At 67.8% G+C, this 24,284-nt stretch carries 16 protein-coding genes; 8 read left to right on the top strand and 8 right to left on the bottom strand.

Going from position 1 to position 24,284, the window contains the following annotated elements; translation table 11 throughout:
- Positions 1 to 90: 90 nt before the first annotated feature.
- A complete protein-coding gene (locus K8P63_RS04115; protein WP_223798600.1) occupies positions 91 to 1,221 on the bottom strand; it encodes a hypothetical protein in 1,131 nt (376 codons plus the stop codon).
- A gap of 212 nt (positions 1,222 to 1,433) precedes the next feature.
- Between K8P63_RS04115 and K8P63_RS04110 the strand changes: the two genes are divergently transcribed.
- From K8P63_RS04110 to K8P63_RS04095, 4 genes are all read left to right on the top strand, one after another.
- The gene (locus K8P63_RS04110; RefSeq protein WP_223798599.1) at positions 1,434 to 1,751 is read left to right on the top strand and encodes a PilZ domain-containing protein; all 318 of its coding nucleotides are present in this window, start codon (positions 1,434 to 1,436) and stop codon (positions 1,749 to 1,751) included.
- 45 nt (positions 1,752 to 1,796) lie between these two features.
- Entirely contained in the window at positions 1,797 to 2,240 is a 444-nt protein-coding gene (locus tag K8P63_RS04105; RefSeq protein ID WP_223798598.1) for a DUF4174 domain-containing protein, read from the top strand.
- Positions 2,241 to 2,299: 59 nt separating this feature from the next.
- A complete protein-coding gene (gene parE, locus K8P63_RS04100; protein ID WP_223798597.1) occupies positions 2,300 to 4,282 on the top strand; it encodes a DNA topoisomerase IV subunit B in 1,983 nt (660 codons plus the stop codon).
- 125 nt (positions 4,283 to 4,407) lie between these two features.
- Positions 4,408 to 5,049 (top strand): hypothetical protein, encoded by a 642-nt coding sequence (locus K8P63_RS04095; protein WP_223798596.1) that lies wholly within the window; start codon positions 4,408 to 4,410, stop codon positions 5,047 to 5,049.
- A gap of 176 nt (positions 5,050 to 5,225) precedes the next feature.
- Here the strand turns inward: K8P63_RS04095 and K8P63_RS04090 are convergent, their stop codons facing one another.
- Genes K8P63_RS04090 through K8P63_RS04080 form a run of 3 tightly spaced genes read right to left on the bottom strand, consistent with a single transcriptional unit; the run spans position 5,226 to position 7,623 of the window.
- A complete protein-coding gene (locus K8P63_RS04090; protein WP_223798595.1) occupies positions 5,226 to 6,011 on the bottom strand; it encodes a LysR family transcriptional regulator in 786 nt (261 codons plus the stop codon).
- Positions 6,008 to 6,421 (bottom strand): Co2+/Mg2+ efflux protein ApaG, encoded by a 414-nt coding sequence (gene apaG / locus K8P63_RS04085; RefSeq protein WP_223798594.1) that lies wholly within the window; start codon positions 6,419 to 6,421, stop codon positions 6,008 to 6,010. The genes K8P63_RS04090 and apaG overlap by 4 nt, the downstream gene beginning before the upstream one ends.
- Positions 6,418 to 7,623, bottom strand: coding sequence for a trans-sulfuration enzyme family protein (locus K8P63_RS04080; protein ID WP_223798593.1), 1,206 nt, complete (start codon positions 7,621 to 7,623; stop codon positions 6,418 to 6,420). Before K8P63_RS04080 ends, apaG begins: the two co-directional genes overlap by 4 nt.
- Positions 7,624 to 7,689: 66 nt before the next feature.
- On the opposite strand from K8P63_RS04080, the gene K8P63_RS04075 reads away from it, so the two are divergent.
- Positions 7,690 to 8,238: a glutathione peroxidase gene (locus K8P63_RS04075; RefSeq protein WP_223798592.1), complete on the top strand. Its 549-nt coding sequence runs from the start codon at positions 7,690 to 7,692 to the stop codon at positions 8,236 to 8,238.
- Between the two features lie 60 nt (positions 8,239 to 8,298).
- Positions 8,299 to 9,615, top strand: coding sequence for a carbohydrate porin (locus K8P63_RS04070; protein WP_223798591.1), 1,317 nt, complete (start codon positions 8,299 to 8,301; stop codon positions 9,613 to 9,615).
- Positions 9,616 to 9,707: 92 nt separating this feature from the next.
- Here the strand turns inward: K8P63_RS04070 and K8P63_RS04065 are convergent, their stop codons facing one another.
- From K8P63_RS04065 to K8P63_RS04055, 3 genes are all read right to left on the bottom strand, one after another.
- Positions 9,708 to 13,322, bottom strand: coding sequence for a hydantoinase B/oxoprolinase family protein (locus K8P63_RS04065; RefSeq protein WP_223798590.1), 3,615 nt, complete (start codon positions 13,320 to 13,322; stop codon positions 9,708 to 9,710).
- A 110-nt stretch (positions 13,323 to 13,432) separates the two neighbouring features.
- Positions 13,433 to 16,492, bottom strand: coding sequence for a TonB-dependent receptor plug domain-containing protein (locus K8P63_RS04060; protein WP_223798589.1), 3,060 nt, complete (start codon positions 16,490 to 16,492; stop codon positions 13,433 to 13,435).
- A gap of 33 nt (positions 16,493 to 16,525) precedes the next feature.
- Positions 16,526 to 19,525 (bottom strand): glycosyl hydrolase family 28-related protein, encoded by a 3,000-nt coding sequence (locus tag K8P63_RS04055; RefSeq protein WP_223798588.1) that lies wholly within the window; start codon positions 19,523 to 19,525, stop codon positions 16,526 to 16,528.
- 197 nt (positions 19,526 to 19,722) lie between these two features.
- Between K8P63_RS04055 and K8P63_RS04050 the strand changes: the two genes are divergently transcribed.
- Positions 19,723 to 20,235: a gluconokinase gene (locus K8P63_RS04050; protein ID WP_223798587.1), complete on the top strand. Its 513-nt coding sequence runs from the start codon at positions 19,723 to 19,725 to the stop codon at positions 20,233 to 20,235.
- Positions 20,232 to 21,134 (top strand): alpha/beta hydrolase, encoded by a 903-nt coding sequence (locus K8P63_RS04045; protein WP_223798586.1) that lies wholly within the window; start codon positions 20,232 to 20,234, stop codon positions 21,132 to 21,134. Before K8P63_RS04050 ends, K8P63_RS04045 begins: the two co-directional genes overlap by 4 nt.
- A gap of 86 nt (positions 21,135 to 21,220) precedes the next feature.
- Here the strand turns inward: K8P63_RS04045 and K8P63_RS04040 are convergent, their stop codons facing one another.
- Entirely contained in the window at positions 21,221 to 24,211 is a 2,991-nt protein-coding gene (locus K8P63_RS04040) for a glycosyl hydrolase family 28-related protein (RefSeq protein ID WP_223799717.1), read from the bottom strand.
- Positions 24,212 to 24,284: the final 73 nt, after the last annotated feature.

The raw sequence follows: 24,284 nt of genomic DNA, 5'->3' as shown, positions 1-24,284 counted from the left end.
AGGAAGGCGGGACGGCGGCGGGGCCGTCCCCGCATGCCGCCGCGCCTACCCTATCCGGATGTGCCGACGCAATATAAAGCTTTCCTTATATCAGTTCCGCCCGTCCCATCCCGGCTGCGGGGCGTAGCCCGGTTGCGGCGCATAACCCGGTTGCGGGGCATAGCGCGGCGCCTGCTCGTAAGCAGGCTGGGGCGCGTAGCGCGGTGGTTCGGGATAGTCGGCCGCCTGATATTGCGGCGCCTGCTGGTAGCGCGGCGCGGGATAGTCATAGCCAGGGGCTGGCGCACGATCGGCATATTGCCGCGGCGCTTCCGCATAGCGCGGCGCAGGCCGATACTGCGGAGCCGGCTCCGCATAGCGTGGGGCATATTGCGGCGCTGCCTCGGCATAACGCGGCGCATATTGGGGTGCGGGCTCGGCGTAGCGCGGCTGCGGCGCATATTGGGGCGCCTGCTGGGCATATTGCGGCGCGGGAGCGGGGGCGGCTGCCGCAGCCGGCATCGGCGCAGACGCGGCCGCCGCGACCATCACCGCCGCCTGTGCCACGGGCGCGGCCGGAGCGAATGCCGCCGCCGGATCGACCTTGCCGACCGGCGTCGCTGCGACCGATTCGTCTCCCGGCACCGGCTCGTAGCCGGCGGGAAGCGGGGCTCCGTTCGCCATCGCCGACGCGACCATCACCGCCGCGGCCGGAACAAGGGCATCGGTCGGCGGCGATGCCGGCACCGTCAGCACGGCCGGCGCGACCGACGGTTCGCGACCGCACGCACCCTCGGCAAGTTGGGCAGCAATGCCCTGACGTTCGGCGATCAGCAGCAGGCCTTCGACCGAGCCCGCCATCATTCCGGCCTCGCGCGCGAGTGCTGCGACGCCCACGCAATCCTCGGCTCCGCTGCGCCCGGCGCCATAGCCGTTGGCCATCGAGGTGGTGAAGGCATCATAAGCGCGCTGTCCCTCGACCGGGCCGCGAGCGTGGATGAAATGCGCTTTCAATCGTTCGTTCTGGCTGACGATCGCCACCCTGTTGGCAAGAACGAACGCATTGTAGTCGCTCATCATGCCGTGGCCGGCCGCCTGACAGCGCAAAGCCGCCACCATCAGCATCGACTGGAACTGGCGCACCGTCGCCGCCGAGCTGTCCTCCGCGCTCCAGCATGCCGCGCCCGCCGGTGAAATGAGCATTGCGGCTGCGGCCGCGCCCCCCAGGAACCCCTTGAACATCATTGCCCTCCAAGCAGAACAGGCACTCCCCCAAGCGCAGCGCCAATCTGCCCGGAAATGATGAATCACGACCTAAAGATCGAAGATCATTGGTCGAATGTTGATGCTCGATGCCGGGTTAACCTTCCGGCCTTGCGCGCGCCCCTGGAAGCAGCCTGGGCACGGATCGATGGACGCTGGAGCGCGGCGCGTGATTTGGCTATGATCGGCCAATGTCTTTTCGGGCGAAGCTGCACGTCACCGAACGCCGCCGATCGGAACGCCGTACCGGCGACACGTCGGGCACGATCGCGAATGGCGGGATCACGCGGACGGTGATCGTGCGCGATCTGTCGCTGCACGGCTTCCGGGCCGAGGGCGCTGCCGAGTCGGACGTGGGCGCCGTGGTGCACCTTCAACTGGCCGGGCCGAAACCGGTCGAGGCGCGCGTCATCTGGCGCGAGGGCAAGGCGTTCGGCTGCGAGTTCGTGACGCCGATCAGCGCAGTCGCTCTCGCCGATGCTTTTTCGGGCCGCGCCGTCGTCGGCTGATCGCACCGTCGGGGATCGCGCCGCGTGCGCGCGCGTTCCGGCCCCATGAAACGCCTGCTTCTCGCCGCCGCGATCGTCGGCACTGCCGCCACCGCCGGCACCGGCGATCTCCGCTCGGTCGCCGGCATGCAATATCACCAGCGCGTGCTGCTGGTGTTCGCGCCCAGCCTGCGCGACCCGCGGCTGACCGAGGAGCGCAAGGCGATGGCGGCGATCGCGCTGGATGCCGCATCGCGCGACCTCGCCTTCGTGCAGGTCGCCGATCAGGCGGTGATCGGCGCACACGACAAGGCCGAGCATCTCCGCCACGCCTTCAAGGTACCTCAGCCCGTGTTCAAGGCGCTGCTGATCGGCAAGGACGGGCATGTCGCGGTCGCCTCCGATCGACCGATCGACGGCCGCACCCTGATCGGTGCGATCGACGCGATGCCGATGCGACAGGAAGAGGTCCGCCGCGCCAAGCAGGGGCTACCCCCACCGCAGTTCTGACGCACCGGAACATATCGGGGGTGACGCAGCCGCACGAAATGACCTAGTCTGCCGTCACGATGGCCGATGACCTCTTCGCTTCCCCCGCCTCCGCCACCCCGCAATCCTATGACGCCTCCGCCATCGAGGTGCTGGAGGGACTCGAGCCGGTGCGACGCCGGCCGGGCATGTATATCGGCGGGATCGACGAACGCGCCTTCCACCATCTCGCCGCCGAGGTGCTCGACAATGCGATGGACGAGGCCGTCGCCGGCCACGCCACCCGGATCGAGATGACGCTGGCGGCAGGCAACCGGCTGACCATCACCGACAATGGCCGCGGTATCCCGGTCGATCCGCATCCCAAGTTTCCGGGCAAGTCCGCGCTGGAGGTGATCCTCACCACGCTCCACTCGGGCGGCAAGTTCAGCGACAAGGCCTATGCTACGTCGGGCGGCCTGCACGGCGTCGGCATCAGCGTGGTCAACGCGCTGTCGACCGACACCGTGATCGAGGTCGCGCGCGACCGCCAGCTCTATCGCCAGACCTTCGCCAAGGGGCATCCGACGTCGGGGCTGGTCCAGGTCGGCGCGGCGCCGAACCGGCGCGGCACCAGCGTCGCCTTCACTCCCGATAGCGAGATCTTCGGTGATGTGATGCGGTTCAAGCCGGCGCGGCTCCACCGCCTAGCCCGCTCCAAGGCCTATCTCTATGCCGGGGTCGAGATACGCTGGCATTGCGATGCAGACCTGATCGGCGACGACACGCCGGCCGAGGCGGTGTTCCAATTCCCCGGCGGCCTTGCCGATCATCTGCGCGAGCAGCTCGGCCAGCGCGCCTGCGCGACCGCGGAACCCTTCATCGGCCGGCAGGATTTCCCGAACGCGCAGGGCTCGGTCGAATGGGCGGTCGCCTGGCCGCTCTATTCGGACGGCTCGTACAGCTATTATTGCAACACCATCCCTACGCCCGACGGCGGCACGCACGAGCAGGGGCTGCGCGCGGCCTTGGTGAAGGGCGTGCGTGCGTTCGGCGATCTGGTCGGCAACAAGAAAGCCAAGGATCTCGCGCCCGAGGATATCGTCACCGACGTCGAGCTGATGCTGTCGGTGTTCATCCGCGACCCGCAATTCCAGAGCCAGACCAAGGACCGCCTGACCAGCCCCGAGGCGGCGCGGCTGGTCGAAAGCGCGATCCGCGACCATTTCGACCATTATCTGTCCGACAATATGGAACGCGGGCGCGCGCTGCTGGGGTTCGCGCTCGATCGCATGGACGATCGCCTCCGCCGCAAGGCCGAACGCGACGTCAAGCGCAAGACCGCCACCTCGGCGCGCAAGCTGCGCCTGCCCGGCAAGCTCACCGATTGCGCCAATGACGATCCGGCCGGCACCGAACTCTTCATCGTCGAAGGCGACAGCGCCGGCGGCTCGGCCAAGCAAGCGCGCGACCGCAAGACGCAGGCGATCCTGCCGATCCGCGGCAAGATCCTCAACGTCGCGTCGAACAGCGCTGCAAAGGTGGGCGCGAACCAGGAGATCGCCGATCTCGGCCAGGCGCTCGGCTGCGGCGTGCGCGACCGCTGCGACCCCGCCACGCTCCGCTACGAACGCATCGTCATCATGACCGACGCCGACGTCGACGGCGCGCATATCGCGACGTTGCTGATGACCTATTTCTTCCAGGAAATGGCGCCGATCGTGCGCGACGGCCGCGTCTTCCTCGCCCAGCCGCCGCTCTATCGCCTGACCGCGGGCGGCAAGAGCCTTTACGCCCGCGACGACGAGGATCGCGCCCGCATCGAGCGCACCGCGTTCAAGGGCAAGAAGGTCGAGGTCGCGCGCTTCAAGGGCCTCGGCGAGATGAACCCGCAGCAATTGCGCGAGACGACGATGGACCCGAAATCGCGCACGCTGATCCGCATCACCCTGCCGCAGGAATATGAGGAACGCGCCAGCACGCGCGATCTGGTGGAGCGACTGATGGGCAAGAATCCCGAGCACCGCTTCGCCTTCATCCAGGCCAATGCAAGCGCGCTGGATGAAGAGGCGATCGACGCCTAGCGCGTCGCCGCATTCGATACGCCTGCGGAATAATAGCTTTAGACCAAAGACTTAGCCGGCCACACCAACGCGATCTTAACCAATAGAAACTATCACGGTCCTCGTCGAGCGAGGGGGGCCCAGTTATGTTTCGTAGCGTTGCGTTCACTGCCCTCGCGCTCCTCGCCGCCGCACCGGCCTTTGCCGAGGGCAATCTGTCGCTCTCGGTCACGGGCGGCACCCTGGGCGTCGGCCCGCAGCTTGCTTATCGCATCAACAAGTCGTTCGGCCTGCGCGCCGATGCGACCTTCCTGGCGTTCAGCCACGGCTTCAATTCCAACGATCTACATTATGACGGCCACGCCCACCTGCAATCGGCGGGCACCGCGATCGACATCTATCCATTCGGCGGCAATTTCCGCTTTTCGCTCGGCGGTCGCGAGAATGGCAACCGGGCGAGCGTGGAGGCGATGCCGACCAGCGACGCCAATGTCGGCGGCATGGTCTTCACGCCGCAGCAGATCGGGTCGCTTCTGGGCCAGGCCAAGGTGCGCAGCGTCGCGCCGACCGCGACGATCGGCTTCAGCGGCAAGCTCAAGCGCGGCTTCATGATCGGTGTCGATGCCGGCGTGATGTTCCAGGGCATGATCAACCTGTCGAAATTCACCTCGTCGACCGGGCTGATTCCGCAGACGCGGCTGGAGCAGGAGGAGGCGAGCCTCCAACGAGATCTGTCGCGTTTCAAGGTCTACCCGATCCTCCAGCTGGCGCTGGGCTACCGCTTCTAGAGTCCGCCCGTCATGCCAGCGCAGGCTGGCATCCCATCTGCAATTCCCATCCGTCATGCCGGACCTGTTCCGGCATCCACCCCTCGCCTTGACGCCGCGCTCGCGGGTCGGTGGCCCCCGGAACAAGTCCGGGGTGACGATATCTTCCGGAGTTAACGCTTAGTCGTCAGGCTCAGCTACTGCGTCAGCGCGGCGACCAGCGACTTGACCTTCTTCTGCCGCCACTGCGGCACCGGCGCGATCAGCCAATAGCCTCGCTCGACCTCCTGCCGGCCGAACTCCACCGCCCGACCGGCGGCCAGATCGGCCTCCGCCAGCAGCACCGGTACGGTGGCGCGGCCCAGACCCGCAATCGCGGCGTCGATCGCAAGGCCGGCATCGGCCACCGTCGCGATCGGCTCGCTTTCCCCGCCCGGGCAGCCGGGCCAGCCAATCGGCCGCGCCGATCCATCGGGCGCCCCCACCGTGACGAACGCGCGCGGCCCGATCGGCACGCCTTCATGCTCACCCTTCTCGCCGGTGAAGCATACCGCCAGATCGAGATTCGCCTGAGTGAAATCGAGCCCGTCGTCGGACGCCACCAGCGCGAAGGCGAGCTCGGGATCGGTCCGCCCATAAGCGGCGAGCCGCGCGCCGAGCCACTTGGCGGTGAAGTCGCGCGGTGCTGCGATCGTGAGATGGCGGGACGATTGCTGCGCCTGCATCGCGCGCACCGCTTCCTCCATCTCGAGGAAACCGCGCCGCAGCGCGTCGAGCCCCGCCGCGCCCTCCGGCGTCAGTTCCAACCCCTTGGCGGTGCGGCGAAACAGGACGACGCCCAGCACATCTTCCAGCGTGCGGATCTGCTGGCCGACGGCGGCGGGCGTCACCGCCAGCTCGTCCGCCGCGCGGGTGAACGACAAATAGCGCGCGGCGGCATCCAGCACGCGCAGGCCGTTCAACGGCAGATGGGTCCGCTTCATTCCGCCACCGCCGGGCCGTTGAGCGGAAAGCGCGGGATCGTGACATCGAAGCTACGCCCGTCCGCTGCGACCATGCTGTAGCTGCCCTCCATCGCGCCGGAAGGCGTTTCCAGCGGGCAGCCCGAGACATAATCGAACGAGTCGCCCGGCCCGATCACCGGCTGCTCGCCGACGACGCCCTCGCCCTCGACATGGCGGCGCGCGCCGCGCCCGTCGGTGATGATCCAGCGGCGCGCGAGGAGCTGGATCTCGCGCGTTCCCTCATTCTCGATCCGGATATGGTACGACCAGAACCAGCGGCCGTGCGCCGGCTCCGACTGATCGTGAAGAAAGCTCACCGCCACGCGCACCACCACGTCGCCCGTCGTGGCGCTGTGGGGGAAGAACAGGCCGAGCGTGGGACTGCTCATAGCCCGACCGCGCGCAACGCATGATCGAGATCGTCGATCACGTCCTGCGGATCCTCCAGCCCGACGTTGAGGCGCAGCATCCCCTCGGTCACGCCCATCGCGGTGCGCGTCTCGGCCGACAGCCCGGCATGCGTGGTCGAGGCGGGATGCGTCATCAGCGAGCGTGAGTCGCCGATATTGTTGGAGATGTCGATCAGTTCCAGCGCGTCGAGCAGCCCGTGCGCCTGTTCCCGCCCGCCATCGACCGTGACCGCGAGGATCGTGCCGGCGGCCTCCATCTGCCGCATCGCCAGTGCATGCTGCGGATGGCTTTCCAGCCCCGGATAGAGCGTCGCCACGCGGCCATCGAGGAAGCGTGCCACCGCAAGCGCATTCTCGCTCTGGCGGCGGATGCGCAGATCGAGCGTTTCCAGCCCCTTCAGCACCACCCAGGCGTTGAATGCCGAAAGCGTCGGCCCGGTGTTGCGGGTGAACGACAGCAGAGTCTTCTCGATGAAGTCCTCGTGCCCGCACACCGCGCCGGCCAGCACGCGCCCCTGCCCGTCCATCATCTTGGTGGCCGAATAAGCGACGATGTCGGCGCCATGTTCCAGCGGCCGCTGCAGGACCGGCGAGGCGAAGGCATTGTCGACCACCGAGAGGATGCCCGCCTCGCGTGCGATGCCGCACACCGCGCCCAGGTCGACGATGTCGAGCGTCGGGTTAGCCGGCGTCTCGAAGAAGAACAATTTGGTGTTGGGCTGGATCGCGTCGCGCCACTGATCGGTATCGCGCCCGTCGACGATCGTCGTCGCGATGCCGAACTTCGGCAGCAAGGTATCGGTCAGCCAGCGGCACGAGCCAAAGGCGGCGCGGCCGGCGACGATATGATCGCCCTGTTCGAGCTGGCACAGCAAGGCCGCGGTCATCGCCGCCATGCCGGTTGCCATCGCGCGGCATGCCTCCGCGCCCTCCATCAGCGCGATTCGCTGCTCCAGCATCTCGACGGTCGGGTTCTGCAGGCGCGAATAGGTCATCCCCTGCTGCTCGCCGGCGAAGCGCGCGGCGGCGTCGCCCGCGCAATCGTAGGAATAGCCGGAGGTGAGGAACAACGCCTCGCTGGTCTCGCCGAATTCCGATCGGGCGGTGCCGCCGCGCACCGCTTGAGTCGCCGGCCGCCAGCGGCTGGTGATGGAACGGTCTTGACCTGTCCTGCGCTTCATGGGCGAAGCCTTTGCCCGCGCGGGCCCATCGCCGTCAACGCTGGCCCATATCGATAGGAGCCGATCATGACCGACATCCAGAACGTGCCCGTGAAGACGCTGGCCGGCAAGGACAGCAGCCTGAGCGATTATGACGGGCAGGTGCTGCTCGTCGTCAACGTCGCTTCGAAGTGCGGGCTGACCCCGCAATATGAGGGGCTGCAGGCGCTTTACGAGAAATATAAGGACGAGGGCTTCGTCATCCTCGGTTTCCCGTCGAACGACTTTGCCGGGCAGGAGCCGGGCAGCGAGGAGGAGATCGCCGACTTCTGCAGCACCAATTACGGCGTCACCTTCCCGATGTTTTCGAAGATCGCGGTTGTCGGCCCCGACAAGCACCCGCTCTATCGCGAGCTGGTCTCCGCCGCGCCGGTGGCGGCCAATACCGGCGCGTTCCGCGCGAAACTGAGTGGCTACGGCATGACGCCGAACCCCGAGCCGGAAGTGCTTTGGAACTTCGAGAAGTTCCTGGTCGGCCGCGACGGCGAGGTCGCGTCGCGCTTCTCGCCCGATACCGCTCCCGACGACGACGCGCTGATCCAGGCGATCGAGCGCGAGCTGTTCGCGAGCGAATAACCGACGCGACACCGACACTTAGTGCGGGTAGGCGCGGCCGATCGCAACGAGGGGGACGGAATGCGGATCGGTTTCGCGCTTGCCGCGCTTGCAGCCACGGCGGGCAGCCCCGCTTGTGCCGACGACGGCGCGCTGCTGCCCGACTGGCTGGCCCTGCATGGGCAGGGCACGTTCGTGCTGCAGGGCACGCCCGGCTTCCCCTCTCCTTATGAGGGGCAGAACAGCCTGGCGCCGCACCAGCGCAAGGAGACGGTCGACGCGACGCTCTATGCCGGCGTGCGACCGTGGGCCGGCGGCGAATTGTGGGTCAATCCGGAGGTCGACCAGGGCTTCGGCCTGTCCAACACGCTCGGCGTCGCCGGTTTCCCCAGCGCCGAGGCGTACAAGGTCGGCAAGAAGCATCCTTATGTGCGCCTCCAGCGCCTGTTCTTCCGCCAGACGATCGGCCTCGGCAGCGAGACCGAACAGGTGGAGGGCGCGCAGAACCAGTTTGCCGGCACGCGCCGCGCCGACCGGCTGGTGCTGACCCTCGGCAAGGTCAGCGTCGGCGACATCTTCGACACCAATCGCTACGCGCACGACCCGCGCGGCGATTTCCTCAACTGGTCGGCAGTCGACGTCGGCAGCTTCGATTATGCGGCCGATGCGTGGGGCTATTCGACCGGCGCCGCCGCCGAGCTCTATCGCGGCGCGTGGACGCTGCGCTTCGGCGCGTTCAACCTCTCCAAGGTGCCGAACGGCGAGACGCTGGAGCGCTCGTTCGGCCAGTATCAGCTCGATCTGGAGCTGGAGCATCGCCACAGCATCGGCGGTCGCGACGGCGCGGTGCGGGTCACGATGTTCCGCAATCGCGGCCGCTTCGGGCGCTACGACGACGCGCTGGCGCTCGCCGCCGCGACCGGTGCTGCGGCACCCGACACCGCCTTGGTGCGCGCGCGACGCACGCGACTGGGGGCGAGCGTCAATCTGGAGCAGGCGCTGACCGACACGATCGGCCTGTTCGCGCGCGCCGGCGTGGCGGACGGCCAGATCGAGCCCTACGACTTTACCGATATCGATCGCACGGGCCAGATCGGCCTGTCGATCGACGGCGCCGGCTGGGGGCGGCATGGCGACACGATCGGGGTAGCGGCGATCGTCAACGGCATCTCGCAGGCACACCAGCGCTATCTCAACGCCGGCGGCTATGGCGTGCTGGTCGGCGACGGCCGCCTGCCGCATCCAGGCGCCGAGGCGATCGGCGAGGCTTATTATCAATATAAGCCGATCGAGGCGCTGGCGGTGGCACTCGATTATCAGCTCGTCGGCAACCCCGGCTACAATCGCGACCGCGGCCCGGCGAGCGTGTTCGCGATCCGCCTGCACGGGCAATTCTGATTATCTACGTGCTCCTGCGCAGGCAGGAGCCCAGAGCTGCAGGGGGCGCACTCCGCTATCCTGGGCTCCTGCCCGCGCAGGAGCACGTTAGCTTATAGCTCGCCGAAGCCGCCGCCCGTCGGCGTGGTGATCGACACGCGATCGCCCGTCGCCACGTCGAAGCTTGCGCAGCTATCCAGCCGCTCCTCCGTCCCGTCGCCGCGCAGCACCGCATTCACGCCGGTCTCGCCCGGCGCCCCCCCAGCAAGCCCCGGCGGGGCGATCCGGCGGCTGCCCGACAGGATCGAGCATTGCATCGGCCGCAGGAAGCGCATCACCCGCCGCGTGCCGTCGCCCGAGCGATGCCGCCCCGCCCCGCCCGACCCGCGCCGGATGACGAACTCCTCGAGCAGCACGGGGAAACGCGTCTCGAGGATCTCGGGATCGGTCAGGCGCGAATTGGTCATGTGCGCATGCACCCCGGCCGCGCCGTCGAAGTCCGGCCCGGCGGGCGAGCCTGAGCAGATTGTCTCGTAATATTGCACCGCATCGTCGCCGAAGGTGAAGTTGTTCATCGTCCCCTGCGCCGGTGCCAGCGCGCTAAGCGCAGCGAACAGCGCATTGGCCACCACCTGGCTCACCTCGACATTTCCGGCCACCACCGCCGCCGGATAAAGCGGCGCGAGCACCGATCCTTCGGGCACGATCAGCTTCACCGGGCGCAGGCAGCCGGCATTCATCGGGATGGCATCGTCCACCAGCACGCGCATCGCATACAGCACGACTGCACGCGTGACCGGCGCGGGCGCGTTGAAATTGTCGTCGCGCTGCGGGCTGGTGCCGGTGAAATCGACAACCAGTTCGCGCCGCTCGCGATCGGGCCGCACGGCGACGCGAACGACCGATCCCTGATCGATCTCGCACTCGAACGATCCCGGCTCCAGCCGGTCGATCAGGCGGCGGACCGACTCCGCCGCATTGTCCTGCACGTGGCCCATATAGGCCTCGACCACGTCGAGCCCGAAGCCGCCGATCATCTGGCGCAGCTCGGTGACGCCCTTGGCGTTGGCGGCGACCTGCGCCTTCAGGTCATTGACGTTCTGCGCGACGTTGCGCACCGGGTAAGGTGCGTCGAGCAGCAGGTGGCGCAGCGACTCCTCCTGGAACGCACCGCCGTCGACCAGTTTGAAATTGTCGATGTAGACGCCTTCCTCGCGGATGGTGCGCGCATCGGGCGACATCGATCCCGGCGCGATACCGCCGATGTCGGCATGATGGCCGCGGCTCGCCACCCAGAAGATCAGCCGCCCCGTGCCCTCGTCGAACACTGGGGTGCATACGGTCACGTCGGGCAGGTGCGTGCCGCCATTATAGGGCGCGTTGAGCACGAACACGTCGCCCGGCCGGATCACCTCGTTCTGCGCGGCGATTGACTGGACCGAGCGATCCATCGAGCCGAGATGGACCGGCATGTGCGGCGCATTCGCCACCAGCTCGCCCGCCGCGTCGAAGATGGCGCAGGAGAAATCCAGCCGTTCCTTGATGTTGACCGAATAAGCCGTGTTCTGGAGCGTCACGCCCATCTGCTCGGCGATCGACATGAACAGGCTGTTGAAGATCTCCAGCATCACCGGATCGGCGTGCGTGCCGATGGGGGCCTGATTCACCTTCGGCTGCGGCCGGGTGAGCAGCAGATCGTCGCCCGCGGTGAGTTCGGCCTGCCAGCCGGCCTCGACGACGATCGTCTGGTTGGGCTCGGCAATGATCGCCGGGCCGGCGACGATCGCGCCCGGCGCCAGCTCGGCGCGGCGGAAGACGCCGGCATCGTGCCACGCGCCGTCGCTGAAGAAGCGCGTGCGCCGGCCGGCTTCCGCCATATGGCGCGGGGGCGAGGCGTCGACTGCCTCGATCAGGGGCGCGGCACCGCCGACCGCCTCGACGCCGATCGTCTCGATCACCAGCGGCTTGGCCTCGTCGACGAAGCCGTAGCGGCGGCGATAGGTATCGAGGAAATCGGTGCGCAGCCCCGTCCGCCGATCGTCAACGATCGCGCCCGCGCGCAACCTGTAGGCCGGCAGCTCGACCGTCGAATCGGTGCCTTCGTAGCGGATATGGACGACGACGTGGACGTCCGCCGCATCCTCGGCCACGCCTTGTGCCGCCAGCTCCGCAAGGCAGTCGGCGGCGAGGTCCGCGCCCCAACCCTCCAGTAGCGGCGCCGCTTCTTCCAACCGCAGGCCGATCGTGCGGACGCGCGTTGCGCGCAGCTCGGCGAGACCCATGCCATAGGCCGAGAGCAGCCCCGACAGCGGATGGATCAGCACGCGCGTCATGCCGAGCGCGTCGGCGACGAGGCAGGCATGCTGCCCGCCCGCCCCGCCGAAGCAGCCGAGCGTATAGCCGCTCACGTCATGGCCGCGCTGAACCGAGATCTTCTTGATCGCCTCGGCCATGTTGGCGACGGCGATACGGATGAAGCCATCCGCCACCTCCTCCGGCGTGCCGCGCCCCACGTTCGCCACCAAGGCGGCGAAGCCCTGTCGCACCGCGTCCGCATCGAGCGGCTGGCGCCCGTCGACGCCGAAGATCGCCGGGAACAGATCCGGCAGCAGCTTGCCGACCATGACGTTCGCGTCGGTCACCGCGAGCGGTCCGCCGCGCCGGTAACAGGCCGGCCCCGGATTGGCGCCGGCCGATTCCGGGCCGACGCGGAAGCGCATGCCGTCATATGCCAGCAGCGATCCGCCGCCTGCCGCGACGGTGTGGATAAGCATCATCGGCGCGCGCATCCGCACGCCGGCCACCTCGGTCTCCAGCGCGCGCTCGAACGTGCCGCCATAATGGGCGACGTCGGTCGAGGTGCCGCCCATGTCGAAGCCAATCATGCGATCGAACCCCGCCGCCTCGCCCGTCCGCGCCAGCGCCACCACGCCTCCCGCCGGGCCCGACAGGATCGCGTCGCGCCCCTGAAACAGGTGCGCGGCGGTGAGGCCGCCCGACGACATCATGAAGCTCAGCCTTATGCCGGTGCGGCCCACATCGAGCGCGCCGGCGACCTGCTCGACATAGCGGCGCAGGATCGGCGAGAGGTAGGCATCGACCACGGTCGTGTCGCCGCGGCCGACCAGCTTGACTAGCGGCGACACGGCATGGCTTGCCGAAACCTGGGTGAAGCCGATCGCGCGCGCCAGCGCAGCCAGTGCCGCCTCGTGCGCCGGATAGCGATAGCCGTGGATCAGCGCGATCGCGACCGAACGGATGCCCTGCGCATAGGCATCGCGCAGCGCCGGCTCGGCCGCGTCGATATCGAGCGCACGCTCGACCGTGCCGTCGGCGCGAACGCGCTCGTCGACCTCGATCACCGCCTCGTAGAGCAAGCTCGGCTTGACGACCTCGCGCGCGAAGATGTCGCGCCGGTTCTGGTAACCGATCTCCAGCACGTCGCGGAAACCGCGCGTCGTGACGAACAGGGTGCGGTCGCCCTTGCGTTCCAGCAATGCGTTGGTCGCGACGGTGGTGCCCATCCGCACCTCGCCGACGAGCCCTGCGGGGAGGATTGCATCGGCGGCGAGGCCGAGCAGCTGGCGGATGCCCGCCACCGCCGCGTCGGGATAGGCCTCCGGGTTTTCGGACAGAAGTTTGGCCGCGTGCAGCCGCCCGTCGGGATCGCGGCCGATCACGTCGGTGAAGGTGCCGCCGCGATCGATCCAGAAATCCCACACGCTCATGCCGCCGCCACCTTCGATCGAAACCGGCGCGACCTACCGGATCGGCGGCCGATGGCAAGGGATGGCGGGGTGGACGCGAGGCGCAGCGCGCGCCCCGCGTCCCTAGGTCATCAGAAGTTGTAGCGGATACCGGCGCGGTACATGCGCCCGAGCACGTCATACAGCTGCGGATTGACGTCGATGCCGGTGTTGGTCTGCGGCGAACCGGCCGGATCATGATTGAAGACGTTGTCGACCTTGAAATAGGCCGTCAGCTTCTTCGTGATGTTATACGAGCCGCCGACGTCGAAGTAGAAGGCGCCCGGCATGTGGTTATAGTCGACCGTCGGGTTGTTGACGGTCGAAACCGGGCAGTTCGTCGTGCAGACGACATATTCGTTGCTGAACACGCCGTCGCTGAACCAACGCTGCGTCAGCGTGAAGCTGAACTTGTCGGTATCCCAGCTTTCGGTGCCGAGCAGCTTCCATGTCGGCGTGGCACCGGCGTTCACACCCGCGAGCTGGGTCGGGATCGTGCCCGGCAGACCGGTATCCTGGATGAAGTTGCGGACGTTGGTCGCAAGCGCGCGAACGCTGAACCGGCCCGGCAGCTTGAAGCGATCGAGCGCGAACTGGTAGCTCGCCTCGATATCGAAGCCGTCGGTGAAGATCGACGCCAGGTTGAACGCCTGCACGTTCACGAAATTGGCGCCGTTGGTGTTGTTGAGGTTGAACGAGCCGCAGGTGGCGGTGACGCCCGAGAAGCAGAGGTTGATCTGCTGCTGCGCGCTGAGCGACGAGACGACGCCCTTCACCTTGATGCGGTAATAATCGAACGACAGGCTCAGCCCCGGCAGGAAGCTGGGCCGCGACAGCACGATGCCCGCCTCGGTGTTGCGCGCGATTTCAGGCCGCAGCGCGGTGTTGCCGATCGTGTTCTGGATGATCGTGACGGCGCGGTTGTTGAACGGATCGGTGATGTTCGGCACCGTCGTCGCGATCGGCGCCGCGAACAGCTCCGACAGGTTCGGCGCGCGCACGTCGCGCGAGGTGACGGCGCGCAGGCGCACCGCCTGGATCGGCGTCTGCCACGTGCCGCCGATCTTCCACGTATAGACCGTGCCCGACGTGCTGTAGTGGGTGCCGCGCCCGGCGAGGTTGAGGTTCGCCTTGCCGATCGTCTGCGAATCGAACAGCGGCGTGTTCAGCTCGATGAAGCCTTCATAGACGTCATACTTGCCGTGGCCGTCGTGATAATTGCCGGCATACCAGTTGTTGCCCGCCGTGCTGAGCAGCGGATCGGACGGATATTGGTTGGTGTACGGGCTGTCGGCCGACACGCCGTTGCCATAGGGATCGGCGGTCACCTTGTAATATTCGCGGCGATATTCGGCGCCGAACGCGACCGACAGCGGCCCCGCCCACAGGTTGACCGGCTGGCCGCTGAAGCTGAGGCTCGCCGCATCCTGCGTCTGGCGAGTATGCTGGTACGGTCCGTTGCCGGGCTCGATATAGGCCATCGTCGCCGCGCTCGGCGTCGCGCCGCCGATGATGTTGAGCGGCTGGCAGCCAGCGGCCACCGCGACCGCGCTGGCGCAGGTGATCTGGCCGTTGGCGCCGACCACCGCCTGGATCGCCGCATTGTAGCGCGGCGTCAGCGTGATGTTGCGGACGTGGATGTCGGTGATGTTCTCGCCATGCTCGTAATATGCGTCGTAGGTCCAGCTCGACCCGAACACGCTGAACTTGCCGTCGGCGCCCAGCACGCCGCGATACTGCTGGCGCACCGGATTGACGTCGATGTTCTCGGGGAAGATCGCGTTGCTGACGCCGTACTGGAAGCTGGTGATGTTGTTCGCGGCGCACGCCGCCTGCACCGACGACGGCACATAGGGGTTGGAGCACTGGATCGTCAGGCTCGCCGCCTTGGCCGCACCCGGATTGGGGGTGTTGTGCGAGCCGACGCGCGCGATGTTCACCGTCGCGTAGATCTCGTTGTCGGGCGCGATATCGAAGCCGACGCGGCCATAGCCGTCCCAGCGGGTCAGTTCCGACTGGAGGCTGGTGCCGTTGCCGACATTGCCCGACAGATCGCCGCCGACGCAGAAGCCATTATAGCAGCCGCTGACGTTGCCGGCCGCATTCTTGGCCGGGACACCGTTCGAGCCGTACTGGAACTGGAACGGCTGCCCCGCCATGTTGAACGCGGTGCCCTGCAGCGGGCCCGAGGTGATGAGGCCGTATTTGGTGTACTGATAGGCCTGCGCGTGCTGGCGGAACAGGTATTGCGGGCTACCGTCGTTGGTGATGCCGCGGTTGATGAGCGTGTCGGTCGAATACCAGTCGCGCCCGTTCGGCCCCGGCCCCTCGCCGAAGCCGTAAGCGGGGACGCCATCCTCGTGGCTATATTCGCCGCTGACGACCACGTGCAGCCGACCGTCGAGGAACGACTTACCCGCGGCCGCCTGGAACGTGTAATTGCGGTCGTCGCCATAGGTGGTGCCACCGCCGAGCGCGTTGGCCTTGAAGCCCTCGAAATGCTTGTTGGTGATGAAGTTGACGACGCCGCCGACCGCATCCGAGCCGTAGGAGGCCGATGCGCCGCCGGTCACCACGTCGACGCGCTGGATCAGCAACTGCGGGAACAGGCTGACGTCGGGTACGCCGGTGACGTTCGCGCCGACGACGCGCTGGCCGTCGATCAGGGTGAGCGTGCGGATCGTGCCGAGGCCGCGCAGCGAGAAGGAGCTGAGGCCCTGCGTGCCGCTCGACGTGCTGTTGGTGCCGACGGTCGCGCCGGTGCTGCCCTGCAGCGACGGCAGCTGGGCGATCGTCGTGAAGACGTTCGGCTGCGCGCTCTTGGCGAGTGCGGCGGCGCTCAGCACCTGCGTCGGCGTCGGCGCGCTATAGCCGCTCGATGTGATGCGCGTGCCGGTGACGACGATGTCGGCGGGCGTGGCGTTGCTCGATCCGCCTGCCTGCGCCTGCGGCGTCGGCAGCGTGGCGGCCGGATCGGGCAGCGCGTTGGTCGCATTCTGGCCGCCGTTCGGGGCGGGCGCGGGCGCCGGAGCGGGCGGCCCCTGCACCGCCGGCGTCGCCTGCGCGAACAAAGGCGCGGCGCAGATCATCGCAGCCAGCGCAACGCCCGTGGCGAGCGCGCGACGCGCGGTGCTGCGGTGGGTCTCGGTCATTCTTTCCTCCACGAAATTCTTAATTGGCCACCGTCACCCGCGCACTGCGAACAGCGCGTGGTGGGCGAGGATGAAGAGGGTGCGGCGGTCGGGACCGCCGAAGATGAGCTGAAGCGGCCGTTCGGGCACGTCGATGCGGCCGATCTCGCGGCCGTCGGGCGCGTAGACGAACACCTGGCCGTTCGCGACGTAGACATTGCCCTGCGCGTCGACCGCGACGCTTTCGCCGCCGCGATTGGCGAACGGCTTGAGCCCGGTCACCGCCCCGCCCGCGCCGACCATGCCCGAATAGGTCACGTTCTCCGACGAATTGGCGACGAACACGCGCTCGCCCACCTTCGCCGAGACGAAGCCGTGCGTGTCGAGCGTGTCGGAAAAGCGCCAGCCGAGATGCGTCACCGGCCCCTGCTGGAACACGCGGAAGGCGGGCAGGACGACGCTTCCGTCGGCCGAGACATATTCCCGAGCCTTCGGCGCGCCGATGTCGCGCGCGAACATCTCGGCCAGCGTCGTGAAATGGTCGGTGGCAGGATCGTATTGATCCTTGAACTCGCCATTGTTCCAGAAATTGCCCGGCAGCAACGTGCGCGCATCGGGATGCGCGGCGGCCGGCGTCGGCGGGATGAGCGTGATATGGCCGTCCGCGCTGCCCGGCGTCAGGCTGTAGACGCTGGCCTCGGCACCGAGCGACGACAGGACGAGCAGGTCGCCCGAAGCCGCCACTGCGAGGTTGACCGGATCGGTCGGAAAATCGGCGACGATGCCGAGCCCGGCGCCTTCAGCCCAGCGATAGACGCGCTGGAAGCGATGATCGACGAAGTAGAGCGTGCCCTTGGCATCCACCGCCGCGCCGGAGATCGACCAGAAGCCGTCTTCCAGCTTCTCCACCTTCGCGCCCGCCGGGAAGACGGACGACGCTGGCGCTGCCGGGACAGCGGCGACCGGCGGCACGTCGAGCGCCGCAAATTCGCGCTCGCGCACCTCCAGCTTGTGCGTCATGTCGGTGATGGCATTTTCGAACGGAAACTTGCTGGTGCGCAGATAGGTCGCGCAGCCATTGTCGTCGCAGGTGGCGTAGCCGCTCTCGGCATTGACGTGGACGTTGCGGAAGCGCAGATCGCCCGAATTGTAGAGGCGCGCGGCGCTGGCATTCGGCTTGTAGTTCCGCGTCACGCGATAGGCGTGATAATTGGCGAACAGGATGTTGCGCGAGTTGCGCACCTCCAGCGAGATGGCGTCGCCGCCCTCGCCCACTTCCTGCTCGGTCTGCGGCGCGAGGAATTCCCAATTCTGCACGCCGTCGAGCACGATCTCGTTGCGGACGTGATGCTCGTTCGAGAATTCGTAGACGTGGCCCGGCGTCTTGGTGTTCGAGACGTAGAGGCCGTTTTGCGCCTGCGTGTTCGGCGCCCAGATGTCGGCGAAGGTGCCGCCGCCGCCATCGGTCACCCACAGGCCGGGATATTGCGCGTCGATCAGCTGGCTGGCGATCGGATCGCCGCCGGGCCGCGCATAGACGCCGAGCGGCTTGCCGTCGGCGATGAAGGTGCCGCCACCGCCCTGGATCTTCACATCGTCGATCAGCGAGCTTTCGCCCGAGCGCCACAAGATCGGGTTGACGCGCGGATTGATGCGGCCGCCGAAGACGCCGAGGCCCGACAGGATCGTGTCGCTGCCCTTCGCGGTCTCGATCATCGGCTTGGGGCCGCCCAAGCCCGCAAAAGCCGGGCTGTTGTCGGGCAGCTGGATCTGGGTGAGGCTGGGGTGAAGGCCGATCAGCACACTGTCGCGGCGCAGCTTCAGCGTGTCGGAGATCATGTAGAAGCCGACCGGGAAATACAGCACGCGGTGCGTGTCGATCGCGCGCTGCAGCGCCACGGTATCGTCGCTCGTGCCGTCGCCCTTCACACCGAGCGTGCGCACGCTCACCCAATCGCTCGTCGGCGGCAGCGCGCGGATCGCCGCCGCGTGCGCAGCCGGCAATCCTGCGGTGCGGACGGCGTCCATCTTCGTCTGGTAGGTGCCGGGCGCGCCGAGCCCGGCGAGCGTCAGGCCGTAGGTGAATTCCTTGACGCGATAGCTCGCCGCCGGCCCGGCCACAGTCTTGCCGCTGGTGCGGAAGCGGGCGAAGGTCGGCATGCCGGTGGCGACCGCATTCTCGAACCCGATCTGGGTGAAGGCATTGTTCTCGTTCGAGATGACGATGCCGGCGGTGCGGACGTTCTGGAAGCGGACGTCCTTGCCCCAGAAGCTGTCGCTATAGCCCTCGTCGATGTCGATCCCGACCGGCACGTCGCGGATCGCGACGTTGACGAGCGTCAGGTCCGCCTCATGCTCGCGGATCGCGGCGTCGCGCTGCCCGTCGAAAGTGGAATCGATCAGGGTGAACTGCCACGCCGGCGAGGTCTTCTCGGTGACGATGCCGTAGCGACCGCCGTGAAAGTGGAGATCCTCGCACTCGTTGCCCGCCTGATAGATTCCGGCGAAGCCCGATCCGAGGCGGAAGTCCATGTGGGTGAGGAAAGCGTGCTGCGCCACACGGAAGCGCACGCCCGCAGCACCCTGATTGCCCGCGCCTATCTCGATGTCGACGTTGCTCATCGACGAATAGAAGGTCGCCGAATTGGCGTCGCGGATCGTGTCGTTGAACGGCACCGTGCTCGGCACGGGCACCGGCACCTTGCCGACATCGTACTGGTCGCCGCCGGTGAAGACCACCATCGTGGCGACGCCCTTCTGGAAACCGGGCGTGTTGTCGCCCAGCACCAGCACCGGGCGCGTCCGGCCGACACCAAAGATTCGCACGCCCTGCGGCACCAGGATCGAGCGGCTGATGCGGTAGCGGCCCGACGGCAGGAACACGATGCCCTCGCCCGTATGCCCGCGCGAGGCCTGGATAGCCGCCTGGATCGCGCCGGTGTCGTCGGCGCGGCCATCGCCGACCCCCTTCACCGTCACGGCGCGCGGATCGTCCGGGCGCGTCGCCAGCACCGACGATGCCGCAGACACGCTCGTGCCTGCGAGCGCACCCATCAGGAGCCCCAAGCACCATATCGCGCGCATCCGCCTGCCTCCTCGTCGGCACCGCGTCATGGCGCGCGGTCCTTAAGGGTGGCGCGATAAAGATTAGCGCTAACAGCATCATCCGCGACGAAGGTCTTAGTGGCGGGTTTGCAACGGCGGCGGGTAAAGCCCAGACTATGATAGAGCCTCATGGGGGAGAGGGCCTGATGGGGAATCGCGCCATCGTAGTGATGGGTGTTAGCGGCAGCGGCAAATCGACGCTGGGCGCGATGCTGGCGGGGACGCTCGACGCGCCGTTTCTGGAGGGCGACGCCTTCCACCCGGCCGCCAACGTCGCGAAGATGCACAGCGGCGAGCCGCTAACCGACGAGGATCGCTGGCCGTGGCTCGACCGGCTCGGCCGCGCGCTCGGCGAGGCGGTGATCGAACGCGGGACTGCGGTGGCAGCCTGCTCGGCGCTGAAACGCAGCTATCGCGTCCGGCTGCGCGAGGCGGCGGGGATGCCGATCACCTTCGTGCTGCTGGAGGCGGACCGGCAGGAATTGATGCGCCGCATGTCCGAGCGGCCGGGCCATTTCATGCCGACGAGCCTGCTCGACAGCCAGCTCGACACGCTCGAGCTGCCGGGCAGCGACGAACCGGCGATCATCCTCGACGCGCGCGAACCGGCGGATCGCCTGTGCGCGCGCATCCGCGAGAAACTGGAGGCCAGCCTGTGACCCGCATCCTGACGGCGATGTTCGCCTGTCTCGCCGCGGCGGGCACTGCACAGGCGCAGGGCACGCCGGCCGATCATCCGACCATCCTGCTCTGGCCGAACGGCGCGCCGGGCGCCGAAGCGCATCATGGCGAGCCCGAAAAGGTCGTCGATACCTATGTGCGGCTGGTCAACGATCCGTCGCTGACCGTCTATCGCGCCGATCCGACCCACGCCAACGGCGTCGGCGTGGTGATCGTGCCCGGCGGCGGGCATCGCATGCTCGTCTGGGTGAACGAGGGCGTGCAGCCGGCGCGCGCGCTTAACCGGGCCGGCATCACCACATTCGTGCTGAAATACCGCCTCGCCCGCGCCGAGGGCTCATCCTACCAGATCGAGCGCGATGCGGCGGCCGATGCCCGGCGTGCAGTGCGCTGGGTCCGCGCGCATGCCGCCGATTATGGCGTCGACCCGCACCGCATCGGCCTGATGGGCTTCTCGGCCGGCGGCGAGCTGGTCTCGCTGGTCGCCGACAACCCCGCACCGCCGCCGCCGGCGCATCCCGATGCGATCGACGCGGCCGACGCCCGGCCCGATTTCCAGGTGCTGGTCTATCCGGGGCCGCTCGGCATCCCCGCCAAGGCGGTCGCGGGTGCGCCGCCGGCCTTCCTCGCGGCAGGCTCGCTCGACCAATGCTGCGGTACGCCGACGCTGACGCTCTACCAGCAGCTGCGCTCGGCGGGCGTCTCGGCCGAACTGCACATGTTCGCCGACACCGATCACGGCTTCAACGTCGCGATGCATTCGGAGCGGCTGTCGCTGCAGCATTGGCCCGACCGGCTGATGGACTGGCTGGGCGACGAAGGCTGGCTGACGCCGGACGGCCGCAAGGCCGCCGCCGCGCGCAAACCGTTCGAGTAAAACCCGTGCTCCTGCGTAGCAGGAGCCCGGAGCTATGAGCGCCACGGTGGCCGCCCTGGGCTCCTGCTTCCGCAGGAGCACGGCAGCTAGAGCCGCGCGGCGTAGAGCGCGTGGTGGGTCAGGATGTAGAGCATCCTGCCGTCCGTCCCGCCGAACAGCAGTTGCAGCGGCCGCTCCGGCACGTCGATGCGGTCGACTTGGCTGCCATCGGGCGCGTAGACGAACACCTGTCCGTTCGCGACGTAGACGCGCCCGTCCGACCCGACCGCGACGCTTTCCCCGCCGCGATTGGCGAACGGCTTGAGATCGGTCACGGCCCCGCCCGCGCCCACCAGCCCCGAATAGGTCTTGTTCTCCGATCCGTTGCTGAGGAACACCCGCTCGCCCGGCTTGGCCGAGACGAAGCCGTAGCTCGACAGGCTGTCGGAGAAGCGCCAGCCGAGATGATCCGACGGGCCTTGCTCGAAGGCGCGGAACGCCGGCAGCACGAGACTGCCGTCGGGCGAGACATATTCGCGCGTCTTCGCCTGCCCCATGTCGCGCGCGAACATCTCGGCGAGCGTCGTGAAGCGGTAGGTCGCGAAATCGAGCTGGTCGCGGAATTCGCCATTGTTCCATAAATTGCCGGGCAGCAACGTGCGCGCGCTGCTGTGCGCCGCGACCGGCGTCGGCGCGATCACGGTCAGTTTCTCGGCGGACGTGCCCGGCTTGAAGCTGTAGACCGTGCCTTCGCGGCCATAGGACGACAGCACGATGATGTCGCCCGAGCGGTCGATCGCGAGATTGACCGGATCGAGCGGGTCGTCGCGCTCGACCGTCAGGCCTTCCGCCTCGCTCCAGCCGTGGATGCGCTGGAAGCGATGATCGACGAAGTAGAGCTTGCCCTTTGCGTCGACCGCGCCGCCCGATGCCGAATAGAAGCCGTCCGCCAGCTTGCGCACGCGCGCGTCGGGCGCGGCCGGCGGCGTCGCGCCGGGCAAATCGAGCACGGCGAACTCGCGCTCGCGCACCTCCGCCTGTTTCGTCACGTCGAGGATGGCATTCTCGAACGGGAATTTGCTTGCGCGCAGCTCGGTGGCGCAGCCGTTTTCGTCGCAGGTGGCGAGCCCGCTTTCGGCATTCACGTGGACGTTGCGGAAGCGAATCTGATTGTCGCCCTGCAGCCGCACCGCGGTCAGCGCCGGCTTGACCGTGCGGGTGACGCGATAGGCGTGGAGATTGGCGATCAGCAGATTCTTCGCGTCGCGAATGTCGAACGAGACGGTGTCCTGGCTCTCGCCGCTCTCCTCCTCGGTCTGGGGGCTGAGGAATTCCCAGTTGGCGATGCGCTCCAGCCCGAATTCGGTGACGACGTGATGCTCGCTCGACACTTCGTAGACATGGCCGGGCGTGGTCGTGTCGGAAACGCGGAAGCCCGTCTGCGCATAGGTGTCCGGCGTCCACAGATTGCTGAAGGTGCCACCGCCGCCATCGGTCACCCACAGGCTGGGATATTGCCCGCTCCAGCGCTTGCGCTGGTCCTGATCGGCGCTGTGCGTGTCGTTATAGGGGTCGAAGCGCGTGCCGTCGGCGAGCGCGGTGCCGTGGCCGCCCTGGAACTTCACATCCTCCAGCAGCGACTCCGCGCCGGCCTTCCACAGTAAAGCGGTCGCGCGCGGGTTGATGCCGCCGGTGAACAGGCCGAGGCCGGACACGATCGCCGCGCCGCCCTTCGCGGTCGCGATCAATGCGCGCGGCGCGCCGATGCCCTGGAAAGCGGGCGTGCCGTCGGGCAGCACGATCTGCGTCATGTCGGGGTGCAAGCCGATCAGCACGCTATCCGGCCGCAGCTTCAGCGTGTCGGTGACGACGTAACGGCCCGCCGGGAAATAGAGCACGCGGTGCGTGTCGATCGCGTGCTGGAGCGCGGCAGTGTCGTCGGCGGTGTTATCGCCCTTCGCGCCGAGCGTGCGCACGCTGACCCACTCGCGCGACGGCGGCAACGGCCGGATCGCGCGTGCGGCCGGCGCCGGCATGGCGGCGATGCCGGCAGCGTCGATGTTGGTCTGATAGGTGCCCGGCGCACCGAGGCCGGGCAGCGTCAGGCCGTAACTGAAATCTTTGACCCGATAGCTCGGGCCGGCACCGGCGATCGTCTTGCCGCTGTCGCGGAAGCGGGCGAAGGTCGGCATGCCGGTCGCCAGCGCATTTTCGAAGCCGATCTGGGTATAGGCATTGTCCTCGTTCGAGATGACCACGCCGGCGCGCGCGACATTCTCGAAGCGAACGTCCTTGCCCCATAGCCAGTCGCCATAGCCCTGGTCGATATCGATACCAACGGGCACGTCGCGGAAGCCGACATTGACGAGCGTCAGGCTCGCCTCATGCTCGCGGATCGCCGCCTCGCGCTGGCCGTCGAAACTGGAATCGATCAACGTGAACTGCCACGCCGGCGACGGCTTCTCGGTCAGGATGCCGTAGCGGCCGCCGTGGAAGTGCAGATCCTCGGCTTCGTTGGCGACCTGATAGATGCCGGCCAAACCCGATCCGACGTGGAAGTCCATGTGGTGCAGATAGGCATGCTGCGCAGCATGGAAGCGCACGCCGACCGCTGCCGCATTGCCCGCGCCGATCTCGATGTCGACGTTCGCCATGCCCGAATAGAAGGTGCCCGGATTGGCGTCGGCGATGGCCGGATCGAACGGCACGTTGTCACGCGGCGGGAATGGCACGCGGCGACCGGGGCGATGCGCGTCGGGATCGGTCGCGCGGCCGCTGCCGACGAACACCACCATCGTCGCCACGCCCTGCTGGAAGCCCGGCGTGTTGTCGGCCAGCACCAGTACCGGCCGGGTTGCGCCCGCGCCGAACAGCCGCACGCCCGGCCACAGGTGGAGCGAGCGCGAAATGCGATAGCGGCCGGCGGGCAGGAACACGATCCCCTCACCCTTCGCCGCCGCCGCATCGAGCGCCTGCTGGATCGCGGCGGTGGCATCGGTGCGGCCATCGGCAGGCGCCTGCACCGTCACCGCGCGCGGATCGTCAAGCGGAGCGGACAGCAGGTTCAACGGCATCATCGGCCGGTTCGGCGCGGCCATGCCGGTCCCCGCCAGCGTCGCCGCGACCGCGGTGCCGATCATCATCCTGTGGCGCAATTTCATCGAAGCCTCT

This window comes from Sphingomonas nostoxanthinifaciens, from assembly GCF_019930585.1.
GTDB lineage: Bacteria > Pseudomonadota > Alphaproteobacteria > Sphingomonadales > Sphingomonadaceae > Sphingomonas_I > Sphingomonas_I nostoxanthinifaciens.
Note: the sequence above shows the minus strand (reverse complement) of the source record. Positions and strands in the feature narration are given on the sequence as shown.

What these genes read in the sequence shown, in the direction of transcription:
- K8P63_RS04080 (WP_223798593.1), bottom strand. Translation starts at nt 7,623, where the DNA reads ATGAAGCGCAGGACAGGTCAAGACCGTTCCATCACCAGCCGCTGGCGG.
- K8P63_RS04040 (WP_223799717.1), bottom strand. Translation starts at nt 24,211, where the DNA reads ATGGCCGCGCCGAACCGGCCGATGATGCCGTTGAACCTGCTGTCCGCT.
- K8P63_RS04090 (WP_223798595.1), bottom strand. Translation starts at nt 6,011, where the DNA reads ATGAAGCGGACCCATCTGCCGTTGAACGGCCTGCGCGTGCTGGATGCC.
- K8P63_RS04110 (WP_223798599.1), top strand. Translation starts at nt 1,434, where the DNA reads ATGTCTTTTCGGGCGAAGCTGCACGTCACCGAACGCCGCCGATCGGAA.
- parE (WP_223798597.1), top strand. Translation starts at nt 2,300, where the DNA reads ATGGCCGATGACCTCTTCGCTTCCCCCGCCTCCGCCACCCCGCAATCC.
- K8P63_RS04115 (WP_223798600.1), bottom strand. Translation starts at nt 1,221, where the DNA reads ATGTTCAAGGGGTTCCTGGGGGGCGCGGCCGCAGCCGCAATGCTCATT.
- K8P63_RS04095 (WP_223798596.1), top strand. Translation starts at nt 4,408, where the DNA reads ATGTTTCGTAGCGTTGCGTTCACTGCCCTCGCGCTCCTCGCCGCCGCA.
- K8P63_RS04065 (WP_223798590.1), bottom strand. Translation starts at nt 13,322, where the DNA reads ATGAGCGTGTGGGATTTCTGGATCGATCGCGGCGGCACCTTCACCGAC.
- K8P63_RS04050 (WP_223798587.1), top strand. Translation starts at nt 19,723, where the DNA reads ATGGGGAATCGCGCCATCGTAGTGATGGGTGTTAGCGGCAGCGGCAAA.
- K8P63_RS04060 (WP_223798589.1), bottom strand. Translation starts at nt 16,492, where the DNA reads ATGACCGAGACCCACCGCAGCACCGCGCGTCGCGCGCTCGCCACGGGC.
- K8P63_RS04070 (WP_223798591.1), top strand. Translation starts at nt 8,299, where the DNA reads ATGCGGATCGGTTTCGCGCTTGCCGCGCTTGCAGCCACGGCGGGCAGC.
- K8P63_RS04105 (WP_223798598.1), top strand. Translation starts at nt 1,797, where the DNA reads ATGAAACGCCTGCTTCTCGCCGCCGCGATCGTCGGCACTGCCGCCACC.
- K8P63_RS04055 (WP_223798588.1), bottom strand. Translation starts at nt 19,525, where the DNA reads ATGGGTGCGCTCGCAGGCACGAGCGTGTCTGCGGCATCGTCGGTGCTG.
- apaG (WP_223798594.1), bottom strand. Translation starts at nt 6,421, where the DNA reads ATGAGCAGTCCCACGCTCGGCCTGTTCTTCCCCCACAGCGCCACGACG.
- K8P63_RS04075 (WP_223798592.1), top strand. Translation starts at nt 7,690, where the DNA reads ATGACCGACATCCAGAACGTGCCCGTGAAGACGCTGGCCGGCAAGGAC.